This window comes from Streptomyces sp. NPDC088746 (assembly GCF_044751065.1).
In the GTDB taxonomy this organism is placed as follows: domain Bacteria; phylum Actinomycetota; class Actinomycetes; order Streptomycetales; family Streptomycetaceae; genus Streptomyces.
The window spans coordinates 1,243,480-1,258,765 of record NZ_JBIVLA010000001.1 but is presented as its reverse complement, the minus strand read 5'-3'; the positions used below and the strand labels follow the sequence as shown (position 1 = coordinate 1,258,765).

At 69.4% G+C, this 15,286-nt stretch carries 17 protein-coding genes and 1 tRNA gene; 6 read left to right on the top strand and 12 right to left on the bottom strand.

What is annotated here, in order from left to right; genetic code table 11:
- Positions 1–106: 106 nt before the first annotated feature.
- The 6 genes from ACIP63_RS05930 to ACIP63_RS05905 all read left to right on the top strand — a co-directional run bounded on the left by ACIP63_RS05930 (position 107) and on the right by ACIP63_RS05905 (position 8,560).
- The gene (locus tag ACIP63_RS05930) at positions 107–1,588 is read left to right on the top strand and encodes a cellulose binding domain-containing protein (protein WP_401511809.1); all 1,482 of its coding nucleotides are present in this window, start codon (positions 107–109) and stop codon (positions 1,586–1,588) included.
- Between the two features lie 689 nt (positions 1,589–2,277).
- Positions 2,278–3,600: an ABC transporter substrate-binding protein gene (locus ACIP63_RS05925; RefSeq protein WP_401511807.1), complete on the top strand. Its 1,323-nt coding sequence runs from the start codon at positions 2,278–2,280 to the stop codon at positions 3,598–3,600.
- A gap of 164 nt (positions 3,601–3,764) precedes the next feature.
- Positions 3,765–4,763: a carbohydrate ABC transporter permease gene (locus tag ACIP63_RS05920; RefSeq protein ID WP_401511806.1), complete on the top strand. Its 999-nt coding sequence runs from the start codon at positions 3,765–3,767 to the stop codon at positions 4,761–4,763.
- 14 nt (positions 4,764–4,777) lie between these two features.
- Entirely contained in the window at positions 4,778–5,701 is a 924-nt protein-coding gene (locus ACIP63_RS05915; RefSeq protein WP_401511804.1) for a carbohydrate ABC transporter permease, read from the top strand.
- A 125-nt stretch (positions 5,702–5,826) separates the two neighbouring features.
- The gene (locus ACIP63_RS05910; RefSeq protein WP_401511802.1) at positions 5,827–7,284 is read left to right on the top strand and encodes a GH1 family beta-glucosidase; all 1,458 of its coding nucleotides are present in this window, start codon (positions 5,827–5,829) and stop codon (positions 7,282–7,284) included.
- 229 nt (positions 7,285–7,513) lie between these two features.
- Positions 7,514–8,560 (top strand): LacI family DNA-binding transcriptional regulator, encoded by a 1,047-nt coding sequence (locus ACIP63_RS05905; RefSeq protein ID WP_401511800.1) that lies wholly within the window; start codon positions 7,514–7,516, stop codon positions 8,558–8,560.
- A 77-nt stretch (positions 8,561–8,637) separates the two neighbouring features.
- Here ACIP63_RS05905 and ACIP63_RS05900 read toward each other — a convergent pair whose 3' ends face one another.
- From ACIP63_RS05900 to ACIP63_RS05845, 12 genes are all read right to left on the bottom strand, one after another.
- Positions 8,638–9,111, bottom strand: a complete 474-nt coding sequence (locus ACIP63_RS05900; protein WP_401511798.1) for a hypothetical protein — start codon at positions 9,109–9,111, stop codon at positions 8,638–8,640.
- 48 nt (positions 9,112–9,159) lie between these two features.
- On the bottom strand, positions 9,160–9,564 hold the full coding sequence (locus tag ACIP63_RS05895) for a gas vesicle protein K (RefSeq protein ID WP_401511797.1): 405 nt from the start codon (positions 9,562–9,564) through the stop codon (positions 9,160–9,162).
- A 32-nt stretch (positions 9,565–9,596) separates the two neighbouring features.
- The gene (locus ACIP63_RS05890) at positions 9,597–9,857 is read right to left on the bottom strand and encodes a gas vesicle protein (protein WP_393759029.1); all 261 of its coding nucleotides are present in this window, start codon (positions 9,855–9,857) and stop codon (positions 9,597–9,599) included.
- Positions 9,854–10,675 (bottom strand): GvpL/GvpF family gas vesicle protein, encoded by an 822-nt coding sequence (locus tag ACIP63_RS05885; RefSeq protein ID WP_401511795.1) that lies wholly within the window; start codon positions 10,673–10,675, stop codon positions 9,854–9,856. The genes ACIP63_RS05890 and ACIP63_RS05885 overlap by 4 nt, the downstream gene beginning before the upstream one ends.
- Positions 10,672–11,133 (bottom strand): gas vesicle protein, encoded by a 462-nt coding sequence (locus ACIP63_RS05880; protein WP_401511793.1) that lies wholly within the window; start codon positions 11,131–11,133, stop codon positions 10,672–10,674. The genes ACIP63_RS05885 and ACIP63_RS05880 overlap by 4 nt, the downstream gene beginning before the upstream one ends.
- A 37-nt stretch (positions 11,134–11,170) precedes the next feature.
- A complete protein-coding gene (locus ACIP63_RS05875) occupies positions 11,171–12,304 on the bottom strand; it encodes an SRPBCC family protein (RefSeq protein ID WP_401511791.1) in 1,134 nt (377 codons plus the stop codon).
- A complete protein-coding gene (locus ACIP63_RS05870) occupies positions 12,297–12,881 on the bottom strand; it encodes a hypothetical protein (protein ID WP_401511789.1) in 585 nt (194 codons plus the stop codon). Before ACIP63_RS05870 ends, ACIP63_RS05875 begins: the two co-directional genes overlap by 8 nt.
- Positions 12,882–12,907: 26 nt before the next feature.
- On the bottom strand, positions 12,908–13,165 hold the full coding sequence (locus ACIP63_RS05865; RefSeq protein WP_104786030.1) for a gas vesicle protein GvpG: 258 nt from the start codon (positions 13,163–13,165) through the stop codon (positions 12,908–12,910).
- 33 nt (positions 13,166–13,198) lie between these two features.
- Positions 13,199–13,912, bottom strand: a complete 714-nt coding sequence (locus tag ACIP63_RS05860) for a GvpL/GvpF family gas vesicle protein (RefSeq protein WP_401511787.1) — start codon at positions 13,910–13,912, stop codon at positions 13,199–13,201.
- A 3-nt stretch (positions 13,913–13,915) separates the two neighbouring features.
- Positions 13,916–14,362 (bottom strand): gas vesicle structural protein GvpA, encoded by a 447-nt coding sequence (locus ACIP63_RS05855; protein ID WP_401511785.1) that lies wholly within the window; start codon positions 14,360–14,362, stop codon positions 13,916–13,918.
- A 60-nt stretch (positions 14,363–14,422) separates the two neighbouring features.
- Positions 14,423–14,731 (bottom strand): gas vesicle protein, encoded by a 309-nt coding sequence (locus ACIP63_RS05850; protein ID WP_401511783.1) that lies wholly within the window; start codon positions 14,729–14,731, stop codon positions 14,423–14,425.
- 481 nt (positions 14,732–15,212) lie between these two features.
- Positions 15,213–15,285 (bottom strand) — tRNA-His (locus ACIP63_RS05845).
- Between the last annotated feature and the right edge of the window lies 1 nt (position 15,286).

Sequence of the window (15,286 nt, the reverse complement as noted above, 5' to 3'; positions counted from 1 at the left end):
AGCAAACCCTAAGAACATCAACCCGGGTCCCATGAGTACCTTTTGCCTGGTTGGCGGCGGCTAGCGTGCAGACGCAATCACCCCCCCGGCAGGACAGAGGCACGCGATGGCCACCAGTACGCACCGCCGCACGACGAGCACCCGCACGAAGGCCGTCGGCGCCCTCGTCGCCGCGGCCGTCGTGGGCGGCACGGTCTTCGCGCTCACCGGCACCGCGCAGGCGGCGGCCGTGGGCGCCACGTACACGAGGGCCAGCGGCTGGAGCGGTGGCTACACGGGGCAGTACGTCGTCTCGAACGACACGGGGACCGTCCAGTCGGGCTGGACGCTCGAATTCGACCTGCCCGCCGGCACGGAGATCGACTCGCTCTGGAACGGCGAGCACACCGTCAGCGGCGACCACGTCACCGTGAAGCCCGAGAGCTGGAACAAGGAGATCGCCCCGGGCGCGTCCGTGACGGTCGGCTTCGTCACCAAGTCCGGCTCCGCGACGGCCGCCGCCGATCCGGAAGGCTGCCGCATCAACGGCGCCGCCTGCTCCGCGGACGGCGGCACGACCCCGGAACCGAGCGGACGCCCGACCGGAACCCCGTCGCCCACCTCCACCCCGGCGCCCACGTCGACGCCGACGGAGGAAGCCACGCCCACGGAGACCGCGACGGCCGAGCCGTCCGGAACGCCGGGCGGCGCGGCCGGCGGAGCGGGATTCGCCCCGTACGTCGACACGTCGCTCCACCCCGCCTACGACCTCCTGGACACCGCGTCCAGGACCGGCGTCAAGGAGTTCAACCTGGCGTTCATCACGTCGGGCGGCAGCTGCGCCCCGCTGTGGGGCGGGGTCACGGGGCTCGCCGACGACAAGGTGGCCGCCCAGATCGGCGCGCTGCGGGCCGAGGGCGGCGACGTGAGGGTCTCCTTCGGCGGGGCGGCCGGCGCCGAACTGGCGCTGCACTGCTCCTCGGCGGAGGAGCTCGCCACGGCGTACGGCAAGGTCATCGACGCGTACGAGCTGACCAAGGTCGACTTCGACATCGAAGGCGGCGCGCTGCCCGACACCGCTGCCAACTCCCGCCGTTCGGCCGCCATCGCCCAGCTCCAGAAGTCGCGTCCCGGTCTCGACGTGTCCTTCACGCTGCCCGTGATGCCCGAGGGGCTGACCCAGCCGGGCGTGGACCTGATCGCGGACGCGAAGAAGAACGGCGTATCGATCGACGCGGTCAACATCATGGCGATGGACTACGGGGCGTCGTACAGCGAGGACATGGGCGACTACGCCACCCAGGCGGCCACCGCCACGCAGGCCCAGATCAAGGGCGTGCTCGGGCTCACGGACGCGGAGGCGTGGAAGGCCGTCGCGGTCACCCCGATGATCGGCGTGAACGACGTCGCCACCGAGATCTTCACCGTCGAGGACGCCACGCAGCTGGTGGAGTTCGCCCGGGAGAAGGGCATCGGCCGGCTGGCGATGTGGTCGGGCACGCGGGACACGCAGTGCGAGGGCGGCGCGAAGCCGACCGCTGACGCCACCTGCAGCTCGATCCTCCAGGAGCCGCTGGCCTTCACCAAGGCGTTCGGCGCCTTCGGATAGTCCGCACCGCCCCTTCGGCCACCACCTCGACGCGCGCGTCCCGGCCGCCCCCCACGCCCCCCACACCGGCCGGGGCGCGCGTCCCCTCCGTACCCCTCCACGCCCGGCCCCCGGCGCGCGGAGGGGTCCTGTGTTCCCGCACGTACGGAAGGAACCGGAACCTCCCCGCGCCGCAGTGGAGTTCGGGGAAAGAACACGGAAACGCCCCATGACCCCCCTGTGCACCCCCGTAACCCCCCGCCCCGTTCATCTTCCGGCGGGCATATCGCCGCGGCGGGGGCCGGCGGGGCCCTTTCCGGCATGGCGTGGAAATCTTGGCGACGGACCGCTCCTTCTCGCGTCCGGAAGGGCTTGCGGGCGCCCAACACCCCGCTGACCTGCGGAAATTGGGATTCGTATCCGCTTCGCATGCAGGGCGCGGAGGTAAACGCAAGCCCTCGGTCGGACACGTTCCCGTGACTTGCAGGACACGCTCGGGCAACGGAAGCGTCTTCAACTCTTGACACCCACCCCGCGAGGTAGCAATCTTCCGGCATCAGCGCATGGGAGCGCTCCCATCTCGAACGAGGTTTTTCGCTCGTACGGGGACGGCACCGCCCATGCCCTCTCCGTACCACCGGCACCCGCACCCACCAGCGCGTATGCCGCAGTTCGAACGCAAGTCCCACCCTGGAACAAGGAGTAGTGGAATGCGCATCACCCGCACCGTCGCAGGTCGAAGCCGCAGAACCGCCGTCATGGCCACAACGGGCCTCACGGCCGCCGCCCTGCTGCTGACCGGCTGCGGCGATTCCGGCTCGGATTCCGACGAGGCCGACGCGGACGGGAACATCACCCTGACCCTCGCCGACTTCGGGCAGTTCGGGTACAAGGAGGCGAAGCTCTTCGAGAAGTACCACGAGCTCCACCCGAACATCACGGTCAAGGCGAACACCGCCGCCGAAGAGCCGGTCTACTACACCAAGTTCCTCCAGCAGCTCAACACGGGCAGCGGCCTGGCCGACGTGCAGGGCATCGAAGTCGGCCGCGCGAAGGAACTCGTCGACACCAAGGCGGACGCCTTCGCCGACCTGTCCAAGGTCATCGACACCAGCCAGTGGGTGAACTGGAAGGCGCTGCAGGCGACCACCGACGACGGCAAGGTCATCGGTGCCGGTACCGACATCGGTCCGATGTCCATCTGTTACCGCCGTGACCTGTTCGAGCAGGCCGGGCTGCCCACCGACCGCGAGGAAGTCGCCGCGAAGCTCGCCGGCGGCTGGGAGGACTACCTCAAGCTCGGTGAGGAGTACAAGAAGAAGGCCCCCGAGGGCACCTTCTTCATGGACTCCGCCAGCGCCATGTACAACGGCGTGGTGAGCTCCGGCTCGGAGCAGTACTACGCGAAGAACGGCGACCCGATCTACAAGGAGAGCGCCGGCGTCAAGGCGGGCTGGAAGCTCGCCTCCCAGGCGGTCGACAAGAAGCTGACCCAGGGTCTGGCCCAGTTCCAGGACCCGTGGAAGGCCGCTCTGCGCCAGGGCACCATGGCCACCGTGGCCTGTCCCGCGTGGATGGCCGCGCAGATAGCCACGTACTCCGGCGACAAGTACAAGGGCAAGTGGGACATCGCCCGCACCCCGGGTGAGACCGCGGCCAACTGGGGCGGTTCCTTCCTCTCCGTGCCCGCGAAGGGCAAGCACGTCAAGGAGGCCACCGAGCTCGTCAAGTGGCTGACCGCGCCCGAGCAGCAGGCCGCCGTGTTCAAGGCCGCGGGCCTCTTCCCATCGAACAAGGGTGCCTACGAGCTCCCCGACGTGAAGACCGCCAAGCTCGAGTACTTCAACAACGCCCCCATCGGTGAGATCTACGCCGAAGAGGCGCAGATCATCCCGGCCGCGGTGCTCGGCCCGAAGGACGGCGTGATCAAGGACACCTTCTCCAAGCAGATCAACAACATGGAGCAGCGGGGCACCGCTCCGGACGCTGCCTGGGACGCCGCCATCAAGGACATCGACAAGGTGGTCGGCTGATCTTCCACCGTGCGGCCGGCCGGGACCACGCGTCCCGGCCGGCCCGCACCGGTTCCGGTTCCCCGGCCGGTACCGCGCACCTTCTCCGACACCTCCGCCGGGCCTGACCAGAGGACCGGCCTGCCCCTGCGGTGTCGGCACACCCCAGGGAAGGACTCCCACCTGTGGCAACCACGACCCCCACCCGGGGCGCACAAGGCTCCCGGCCCAGCCGCCGTGCCCCGAAGCCCATGACTCCCGGCCGTCAGGCATGGCGCAGCCGGCTGTGGCGATTCGACGACAAGGCGTCGCCGTACGCCTACATCGCGCCGTTCTTCCTCGTCTTCGGAGCCTTCGGGCTCTACCCGCTCGTCTACACCGGCTGGATCGCCCTGCACAAGGTGGAGATGACCGGCCTCGACCAGATGGAATGGGTCGGCTGGGAGAACTTCAGCACCATCCTGCAGGACTCCGAGTTCTGGACCGCGGTCACCAACACGTTCGTCATCGGCGTCATCTCGACCGTCCCGCAGCTGATGATCGCGCTGGGCCTCGCCCACCTGCTGAACTACAAACTGCGGGCCAGCACCTTCTGGCGCACGGTGATCCTCACGCCGTACGCCACCTCGGTGGCCTCCGCGGCCCTCGTCTTCGCCCTGGTGTTCCGGGCCGACGGCGGCCTGCTGAACTGGGTGCTCGGGTTCTTCGGTTTCGGTGAGACGAACTGGGTCAACGGCCACTGGACGTCCAACATCGCCATCGCCGTCATCGTGATCTGGCGCTGGACGGGTTACAACACCCTGATCTACCTCGCCGCGATGCAGGCCGTGCCGTCCGACCTGTACGAGGCCGCCTCGCTCGACGGTGCCTCGCGCTGGCAGCAGTTCCGCAACGTGACGATCCCCGCGCTGCGGCCGACGATCCTCTTCACGATCGTCATCTCGACCATCGGCTCGATGCAGCTCTTCGGCGAACCCCTCCTGCTGGAGGGCGGAACCAACGGCGCACAGGGCGGTACCGAGCACCAGTACGAGACGCTCAGCATCTACCTCTACAACTACGGCTGGAACCTCGGGCACCTCGGTACGGCCGCCGCAGTCGCCTGGGCCATGCTCGTCCTGCTGCTGCTCATTGCCGCGATCAACTGGCTCATCGGGCGCTTCGGGCGCAAGACCGCGGCCTGACGGGAGCGATATCCATGACCACCACAAGCCCCATCACCGCTTCGGACCACCGGCGCGTCTCCAAGGCCGCGGTCCGCGACGAACCCCCGCGCCGCCGCCGCTTCAAGCCCGGCGCCGGCCGTCAGCACCACGCGGGCCCCTTCGCCTACCTGGCTCTCGTCGTCGTGGGCCTCGGCTCACTGTTCCCGCTGTACTGGACGCTCGTGGCCGCGTCCCGTACCCAGGACGAGATCCTGGACACCACCCCGCCGCTCGTCCCGGGCGGCAACCTGTTCCACAACCTCGAGGCGGCCTGGGAACAGGCCAGCCTCGGCAAGGCCATCGTCAACACGGTGATCGTGTCCGCCAGCATCACACTGGCGACCCTGCTCTTCTGCACGCTGGCCGGTTACGCCTTCGCCAAGATGCGCTTCAAGGGCCGCGGCGCGCTGATGACCGCGGTCATCGCCACGCTGACGATCCCCCCGCAGCTCAGCGTCGTACCGCTGTTCATGATGATGTCGGACATCGGCTGGGGCGGTCAGCTGGAGTCGGTGATCTTCCCGACCCTGGTGAGCGCGTTCGGTGTGTTCTTCATGCGCCAGTACCTCCTGGAGGCGCTGCCCTACGAGCTCATCGAGGCGGGCCGGGTGGACGGGGCGAACAACCTCCGCATCGTGTGGAGCATCGTGCTCCCGGTCGCCCGTCCGGCCATGATGGTGCTCGGCATGCTCACCTTCGTCCAGGCCTGGAACGACTTCTTCTGGCCCTACCTCGCTCTGAACCAGGGGAATCCGACGCTCCAGGTGGCCCTCGGCCAGCTGAGCGCGTCCTACGTGCCCGACCAGAGCATCGTCATGGCGGGCGCGCTGATCAGCACCCTGCCCCTGCTCGTCGTCTTCGTGATCTTCGGCAAGCAGATCGTCGGGGGCATCATGTCCGGCGCCGTCAAGGGCTGACCTGCCCGTCCGCCGCGGTCCGCACCCGGCCGCCCGTACGGCCTGTACCTGACCACAGGCCGTACGGTTACCGGGTCCCGCACTTCCCCGTCCTCGTCCCTCCACCCCCATGGGAGCGCTCCCGCATGACAGCCGTACGACCCGACACCACCCCGAAGCAGGCGCCCGAGGCACAGTTCCCCACGGGCTTCATCTGGGGCGCGGCGACCGCCTCCTACCAGGTCGAGGGCGCCGCCGCCGAGGACGGCCGCACGCCGTCCATCTGGGACACCTTCAGCCGTACGCCCGGCAAGGTCCGCAACGGCGACACCGGCGACATCGCCGCCGACCACTACCACCGCTACCGCGACGACGTCGCGCTCATGAAGCAGCTCGGGCTGAAGGCGTACCGCTTCTCCGTCTCCTGGTCCCGGGTCCAGCCCACCGGCCGCGGGCCCGCCGTCGAGCGCGGCCTGGACTTCTACCGCAAGCTCGTCGACGAGCTGCTGGACGCCGGCATCATGCCCGTCGCGACCCTCTACCACTGGGACCTGCCCCAGGAGCTGGAGGACGCCGGCGGCTGGCCCGAGCGCGTGACCGCCGACCGCTTCGCCGACTACGCCGCCATCGTGTCGGGCGCCCTCGGCGACCGCGTCGGCATGTGGACCACCCTCAACGAGCCCTGGTGCTCGGCCTACCTCGGTTACGGCTCCGGTGTGCACGCCCCCGGCCGCACCGAGCCCGCAGCGGCGCTGCAGGCGGCCCATCACCTCAACCTCGCCCATGGCCGGGCGATCGAGGTTCTGCGCGCCCAACTCCCCGCTTCCGCGCAGACCTCGGTCACCCTCAACCTCCACCAGGTCCGCCCGCTCACCGGCAGCGAGGCCGACGCGGACGCCGCCCGCCGCATCGACGCGGTCGGCAACCGCGTCTTCACCGGTCCGATGCTGCGCGGGGAGTACCCCGAGGACCTGATCACCGACACCTCGCACCTGGTGGACTGGTCGAAGCTGGTCCGGGACGGCGACCTCGCCACCATCTCCCGCCCGGTCGACGCCCTCGGCATCAACTACTACACGCCGACCCTGGTCTCCACCCCGGTGGACGGCGCCGACTACGCGCGCAGCGACGCCCACGGCGCCAGCGACCATTCCCCCTGGCCCGGCTCCGAGCACGTCGCCTTCCACCTCGCCGAGGGGAAGGAGCGCACCGCCATGGACTGGTCGATCGACCCCGACGGGCTCTACAACCTGCTCATGGACGTCACCAGGGACCACCCGGGCCTCCCGCTGATGGTCACCGAGAACGGCGCCGCCTTCGACGACTACGTCTCTCCCGAGGGCAAGGTCGCGGACCCGGAGCGGGTCGCGTACCTGCACGGTCACCTCGACGCCGTACAGCGGGCGGTCGCCGACGGCGCGGACGTCCGTGGCTACTTCCTCTGGTCGCTCATGGACAACTTCGAATGGGCGTACGGCTATTCGAAGCGCTTCGGCGCGGTGTACGTCGACTACGCCTCCCAGCGCCGGATCCCCAAGACGAGCGCCCACTGGTACTCCGACGTGATCCGCCGCCACGCACTGCCCCCGGTCGGCACCGTCTGACCCGACCGGCACGGAAAAGCGGGACCCGGCACACCGCCTGGTCCCGCTTTTCCGTGCCCGCCCCGCCCGCCTTACGTGTTCGTCATCCGGACCCCGTACGCTTGGGAGCGCTCCCAAGAGTTGTGGCGCTGCAGGGACCGCCTGGTCCTGACGAGTGTCGAGGGATCGGACGGTGGGACTTGGTTTGGCCAACCCGCTGTGAGAAATTGACCGCGAACGGGAGGCAGCCATGGCGGCAGCGCGAGTACGGAGTGGCGGGCGGCCCACGCTCGAAGAGGTAGCGGCCCGGGCCGGAGTGGGGCGGGGCACGGCCTCACGCGTCATCAACGGCTCGCCGCGGGTCAGCGCACAGACCCGGGAGGCGGTCGAGGCGGCGGTCGCCGAACTGGGTTACGTACCCAACCGCGCGGCCCGTGCCCTCGCGGGCAACCGCACGGACGCCATCGCGCTCGTCGTGCCCGAGTCCGAGACCCGGTTCTTCGCCGAGCCCTACTTCTCCGACATCGTGCGGGGCGTCGGCGCGGCCCTCGCCGACACGGAGATGCAGCTGCTGCTGACCCTCGCGGGCAACGACCGCGAGCGCCGCCGGCTGGCCCAGTACCTGACCGCGCACCGGGTCGACGGGGTGCTCCTGGTCTCCGTCCACGCCGACGACCCGCTGCCGGACCTCCTCGAACAGCTCGGCATGCCCGCCGTGATCAGCGGCCGCAGGCACGCGGCGGAGACGCTGCCCTCCGTGGACTCCGACAACTTCGAGGGCGCCCGCGCGGCCGTCGACCACTTCATATCGCGAGGCCGCCGCTCCATCGCCACGATCACCGGCCGCCTGGACGTCTACGGCGCCCAGCGCCGCCTCGACGGCTACCGCAAGGCCATCGCCGCGGCCGGGCTCGACCCCGACGAACGGCTGATCGCCCCCGCCGACTTCAGCGAGGAGGGCGGCGCCCGCGCGATGCGGGAGCTGCTGGAGCGCCGCCCGGACGTGGACGCGGTCTTCGCCGCCTCCGACGTGATGGCCGCGGGCGCCCGCCAGGTCCTGCGCGAGTCCGGCCGCCGCATCCCGGACGACGTGGCCCTGATCGGCTTCGACGACTCTGCGGTGGCCCGCCACATGGACCCGCCCCTGACGAGCGTGCGCCAGCCGATCGAGGAGATGGGCCGCACGATGACCCGCGTCCTGCTCCAGGAGATCGCGAACCGCTCGGCGGGCGACGTCGCGGAGGAGCGGCCGAGGATCGTGCTGCCCACGGAGCTGGTGGTGCGCGAGTCGTCCTGACCCGCAGGCACGGAGAGGGGGCCGACAGTGTCTGTCGGCCCCCTTGGGGTGTAGGTGCGGCGTGTGCCGCGGTGCGGTCAGATCCGGCCGCCGGTGAGGCGGGTGATCGGTCCGGCGTGGGTCTTGGCCGTCTGGCGGCCGAGGGCGAACGCGCCGCCCAGGAGACCGCCGATGCCCGCGGCGGCTCCGACCGCTATGGCCTTGCGGTGCTTGACGACCGTCCACGCGGTGGTGGCCGTCGAGGTCACCTTCCCCGCTGTGTCCAGGACAGTCTGCCGACCGGTGTCCCACCCGGCGACCGCCACCCGCTTCGTCGCCTGGCCGGCCGACCGCACTCCGGTCTCCGCCGAGTGGGCGGCTTCCGCGGCGGAGGACTTGGCGTCCTGCGCCGTTGACTTGGCCTTCGAGGCTGCGACCGCCGAGCCGGACTTGGCGTGGTTGTTGGCTGCCGCTGTGGTCTGTCGCCCCTTGGCGGCGGCCGTCCTGGCACCCGTACCGGCCTTCGCCGCAGAACCGCTTGCCTTCTTGGATTCTTCGCTCTCTGCAGTCATGGTGTGCGTGTTACCCCTCGCCGTGGCTCGAAACGGTGCGGTGAAAATTCAGCCGGAATCCCGTGGAAGAAGTGAACCCAGCGGCCCCAGATCCAGGTTGAGGTCCTCCATGGTGAGGTCGTAGCGCTCGCAGAGCTCCGACATCCGGTCCTGGAGGATCATCAGCGTCATGCCGATGCGTTCCTCCTGGTCCTCACGGAGATCGCCCACGTCGACCCGGTGCAGGGCGGTGCGCTCCATGAGCTGGCGCAGCAGTTCGACGATCGTCAGCACCAGTTTGATGAGGTCGCGTTCCACCGTCTCCGGGTCGGTCTCCAGACGCTGGGCCAGGCCGCTGCGCGTGCTCGCCTCGTCGGGCCCCGCGGGGACCAGATCGAAAGCGCGGGCCGCCGCCTGGGCGACCTCCTGGAGGTTCTGCGCACGCGGCTGTGTTTCCCCGGTTTCCTCGGCCATGGACTGCTCCTCGTTCATTCGCCGTACGGTCCTCACCACGGCGCCGGTTCGTCCGACGTGATCGACCGGATCACGGCCCTCAGGTTGATGTGCACCAGGTCGACGTCGGCGATGGAGAGGACCAGATCGCCCGTGAGCACCGCTCCTCCGTTCAGCAAGCGGTCCAGCAGGTCGATCAGTGCCACCTGGCGGCCGGCCAGCGACTCGATGGACTCGTCGGGCGGCCCGGAATGCCCGGTGCGGGGTTCGGCGAACCCCGCACCGGGCATGGCGGCGCCCAGTTCGTCATTCATCGCGGCTCACCGCTGTCCGCCGCGGGCGGTGTCGCGAAGGAGTACGGGGCCCAGGGGCCGGTGATCTCCACGCGCACGCCCGGTACGTCGTCGGCGAGCCCTGTGAGGGCCGCGCGGAACGCGTCGACCTCGGTGTCCTGGACCAGATAGGCGTCGTTGACGATGTTCTCGCCCGCGGCCTGGGCGAGGTCCCCCTGCTGCGGACGGTGCGTGACGTGCGCCCGGGCGATGTCGGCCACCCGGGCCGGCACCTCGGCGGCCACCGAGCCCGCCGCCCGGTAGGTCGCGCGGTGGTTCTGCTGCTGCGCACGGCGCCGCTGGAGGTAGGCCCGCCCGGGGGAGCCCGGGGCCTCAGTCTCCGCTCCGCCGCCCACCGTGACCGCCTCGCGCGGGTCGGCGTAGACCTTGACGCCGAGCTCGACGTGGCCTTCGAGGCGGGCGAGCAGAGCGGAGAACTCGGCCTCGCGTGCGCCCAGCATGTCCTGGACCCGCCCGTCGTCGAGGTAGACCGTCACCAGCCGCATCGGCAGGACGGCCGCGTGCTCGTAGGCCGCCTCGACGACCGCGTGGTGGGTGCGGGCCAGCACCTCCAGCCGGCCGAGGTCCTCCATCTGCGCCTTCACACCCTCGGTTCCGTACGACGCTGAGGGGACCGACGAGACCAGGGCGACGAGGTCCCCCGCGCGGACCGTCCGCAGAGGAGACCCCTCCAGGCCCGGCCGCCCCGCGAGAGCCGCCTCGAGAGGGGCTCCGGCGCGGCTGACGGCGTAGACGTAGGACATCTCCGGGTCTGTCGCCGGGTCCACTTCCGCAGTCACTTCGCATCCTCACCTTCCGTGCTCTCCACGTCGGCACGCCCGGGAAGCGCGTCCTGGCCGGCCCCGGCCGCCGATGAGGCCGGCAGCCCCACGGCGGCCCTCAGCTCGGCTATCTCGGCCCGCAGCCGTGCGTTCTCCGCCTCCACCGCCGTCCCGTCCCGCGACGCGTCCACCGCCTGGGGCCTCTGCGGAGGGCGGGCCCGGGAGGAGAGCGAGGGATCGTGCTCCCACCAGTCGATGCCCATCTCCTTGGCCTTGTCCACGGAAGCGACCAGCAAGCGCAGCTTGATCGTCAGGAGTTCGATGTCCAGCAGGTTGATCTGGATGTCACCCGCGATGACGACGCCCTTGTCCAGGACGCGTTCGAGGATGTCGGCCAGGTTCGCGGAGGACTGCTGCTGGCCGTACGGGGACGCTCCCGAAGAGGCCCCCATGCGGCCGGCCAGTGAGTCGGACACGTCGGATCAGTCCCATCCGTGCTGTAGGCGGAGCATGTCAGCTCCGTGCGGAGGCGGTACGGCGCCGGGTGCGCGGGGCCGGCTCCTCTTCTTCCTCGTCCTCGAGAGGCTCCTCCTCCTCGGCATCCGCGTCCTCCTCCACGTCCTCGTGCTCGTCCTCGTCCTCGTAGGAGTCGTCGGCACGGGGCTCGTCGGCGGGAGCCTCCTCGTCCTCGTCGACGAGATCCTCGTCGTCCTCGTAGACCTCGTCCTCCGGGGGGAGTTCGTCGTCCTCGCCGTTCTCGGACTCGGGCTCCTCCGCCTCGGAGCCGTTCTCCTCCTCGGCGCGGGCCTCTTCCTCCTCGACGGCCTCGTCGTGCTCCACGACGACCTCGCCGTCGCGGATCTCACCGCGCCAGCCGTCGGTCGCCTCGCCGCGCATCATGATGAACTTGCGGTAGAGCTTCAGATCGAGGCGGGCCCGGCGGCCCTGGGCGCGCCAGATGTTCCCGGTCTTCTCGAACAGCCCCTTGGGGAAGTACTCGAGAACGAGCAGGACCCGTGTCAGGTTGTCGGTGAGGGCGTGGAACGTCACCACTCCCTTGACCGTCCCCTTGGCGCCCTCGGTGGTCCAGGTGATCCGCTCGTCCGGAACCTGCTCCGTGACGTTCGCCTTCCAACTGCGCGTGGACTTGGCGACCTTCACCTTCCAGTTGCTGCTCGTGTCGTCGGACTTCTCGACGCTCACGACACCCTTGGCGAAGGTGCTGAACTCCTGGAACTGGGTCCACTGGTCGTAGGCCTCGCGCACCGGCACACCGACGTCGATGTCCTCGGAGATGGTGACGCTCTTCGACTTGCCTCCGCCGCCCTTGCGGCCCTTGCCGAACAGCCCCTTGACCTTGTCCTTGATGGCGTCCTTCACATGGGACGCGCCGGCGCTGACGGCGGCCTGTGCGGGGGACTTGCCCTCGCTGAGCGCCTTGCCGCCCTTGGCGAGGGTCTTCACCGCACCGCCGGGGGCGTCGCCGTCCGCGAGTCTGCCCACCCCCTCGCCCAGCTTGTGGCCGAGATTGGTGACCGCGTGCTGCGCACGCGCCTTGAGGTAGTTCTGCAGCTCTTCCTTGAGACGGTCGGTGGCGGGATTGTTCGCCACGTCGTCCTTGAGCTTGCTGAAGGCCGAGTCAGCCATTGCTGCCACCCCGCTTCCCGCGGGCCCCGGAGGCGGCCTTGCGGGCTGCCGGAGCGGCCTTCTTCCGCGCGCCTCCCGAGGCGGTCCGCCGGGCACCGGCCGCGGACTTGGCCGCCGGCTTGGCGGTCTTCCTGGCCGCTGCCGTGCGGCGCGGGGCCGGCTTCTCCTCCGTGCCCCCGCTGTCCTCGTCCGCGTCGTCCTGCTCGTCACGCGCGTCGAGGTCGTCGTCCTCGGACTCCTCGTCGCCCTCGTCCTCCTCGTCCCGCGCCTTGGCGCCGGACGGGTCCTCGAGTTCGAGGGTGCGCTTGTGCAGGGAGTCGGCAAGACCGGTGGCCCGCTGTGTGAGGGCCTTGGTGGCGGCCGTCTTCGTGGCGCCCACCAGCTCCTTGCGGACCTGGTCGTTGACGCCGCCCAGGAGCGGCGAGTCGGCCAGCATCCTGCCGAGCTGCCTCGGGTCCAGGCTCAGCTTCTTGCCTGCCAGGAACATCCCGAAGCCGATCGCCAGCTTGGCCTTCTTGGTACGTCCCAGCAGATAGCCGCCCACCAGGGCCGCACCTATCTTCGCATTGCCGGTCATCTGTCGAACACCTCAATCTCCCACCATCAGGAGTTGCCGTCCGGACGATTCCGGTAGGCCTCGCACTCGGCGAGCCAGTCCAGCAGTTCGTCCTCGCGTCGGTCGAATTCTTCCTCGTCGATTTCGCCGCTCAGCAGTTCACGTTCCAGCTCGGCCAATTGCGTGCGTACGGCCGCCGGGTCGTAGTGCTCGCGTTCCGCGGCTTGCACCACTTGATCGAGAACCCAGGCCGTGCCGCGCACCGGAGCCAGCGGAAGGGTGAGCAGTTGCGTAATGAGGCCCATGAAAAGGTGCCTCCCCTCTGCGAGGGATGTACGTCAGACGAAGCTGTAGGGCGGAAGAGGGCCGTTCAGGGCGAACGTGTAATCGTCACCCCTGCGCTCGGCCTCCTCGTGGACCGCCTGCGAGAAGGCGGCAGCATCGTCGCGCTTCACGAGGTAGGAGACGTTCAGGAAGTGGGTCTTCGTGGGTTCTCCTTCGGAGACCCTTTCCGCGGCGGTCGCCAGTGCGCTCGCCAATTCCCGTCCCATTGCTTCCTGCCTGGCCTGGACCTCGTGCGACACGAGTTCGCCGAGAGCCATCTTCTGGTCCTGCGCCCCCGGGTTCTGCCGGGTGTGTTCGCTGAGCCGCCGGGCCTCGGGCGATTCCGTGAGGATCTCCCGCAGCAGGCTCTCCTCGTCGCGCGAGACCTTCACGTTGTACTCGAGACGGCCGTCCAGCTCGGAAAGGCGGGCCGTGTAGCTGTCCTTGCCCTGCTCCAGTGCGGCGCGTACCTGTTCGTCGTCGGGCCCGACGAGACCGAAGCGCATCGGCAGCGCGGCACCGTCGGCCATCAGCCTCTCCAGCACGCTCTGGTGGGCCACGAGATCACGTCGCTTCGCCCGCAGGTCGGCCGGTGTGTCGCTGACCACCGCGCCGAGCACTCCCGTCTTGACGGTGCGCAGCTGCGACGCCGGTTCCCCGACGCCGGACAGGCCGTCCAGCCGCAGCGGGTGGTCGGCCGCGGTGATGGCATAGATGTAGGTCGGCATGCGTTACTCCTCCCCTCGCTGGGACGTCCGGCGGCTGCTCGAAGCGGTCTTGCGCGCCGGCCGCTTCTCCTTCTCCTTCTCGTCGGAGTCGTCACGGCCGCTCTGGAGGGAGTCCGTGAAGGCTTCGACCGCGCCGGTCAGTGCCCCTTTCGACTTGCCTTTGGCACCGCTCTCCATCGTGTCCCCGACTATGTCGGTGAGCTGAGCGGGAGCCTTCCGGCCCGACTCGAGGTCCAGCCGGTTGCACGCCTCGGCGAAACGCAGATACGTATCCACGCTCGCGACGACGACACGCACGTCGATCTTGAGGATCTCGATACCGACGAGCGAGACACGAATGAAGGCATCGATGACGAGCCCCCTGTCGAGAATGAGCTCAAGAACGTCGTAGAGATTTCCGGAACCGCCCCCGCTGCTGTTGGAGGCGTTGCTCTGCTGTACGAGACTCATGGTCGGTCTTCCTTCCAATGAGTTGTGTTGCGCGGTACGGCTGCTCGGCGAGTGGTCGGCTCAGCGGTCGACCTGTCCTCGCGAGTACCGTCGAATTCGTTCGTATCCCACGAGTTGGCCCTGACCGTCGAGCCTGACGCGATAGGAGGCCATCACGCTCATGGTGTCGGGGATCTTCTCGATCTCGACGACTTCCACATCAGCCGCCCAGCCGTCGTCCGTCGCATTCAGCGAGGACACCGAATCGGGCTGGCGCTGGAGGAGTTCGGCAAGCTGTTCGGCCGCTTTCCGCATCGCTGTGGAGACATCGATCCGGCTGTTGCCGCCACTGTTTCCTTGATCGCTCTTGGTGTTCTCGGTCGTGGCCATGTGCTTCACCTGCCGCGCGTCATTGTGGCTTCCTGTCGGCTTCGTTCGGTCAGCCATTCGTTCGGGATGCACTGCGCGTGCCCATGAGTCCCGAACGTATGCATGAAGCCTCATCACGCCTTCCACACAGCTGCGGATTTTTGGCACGCAGCGGCCCCCGGGCGGCACCGCCCGGGGGCCGTACCTCGCGCGGGCGCGAGGAGGCCCTGCCACGTCGGGGGAGAGCGCGGCAGGGCCCGTGGGCCGGATGCCCGGTCCGCGGGCTCGCCATGCGGGGCGGAGCGGGGTGTGGCGGGTGTCACCCGGCCGGGCCGACGCATGAGGGGGCGGAGGGCCGCCCGCCCGTCGGCGCCGCGCGTCCGGTCGCCCCGGGTGACCGGCGGCGTACAGGGCCGTGGAAGTGAGGGGCGCCATAGGTCCGCCGCCGGGGAAAAGACTCAGCCCCTGACCCGTTTTCCCAGGTCAGGGGCTGATCGTTCAGGGTGAGTAACGGGACTTGAACCCGCGACATCCTGGACCACAACCAGGTGCTCTGCCAGCTGAGCTATACCCACC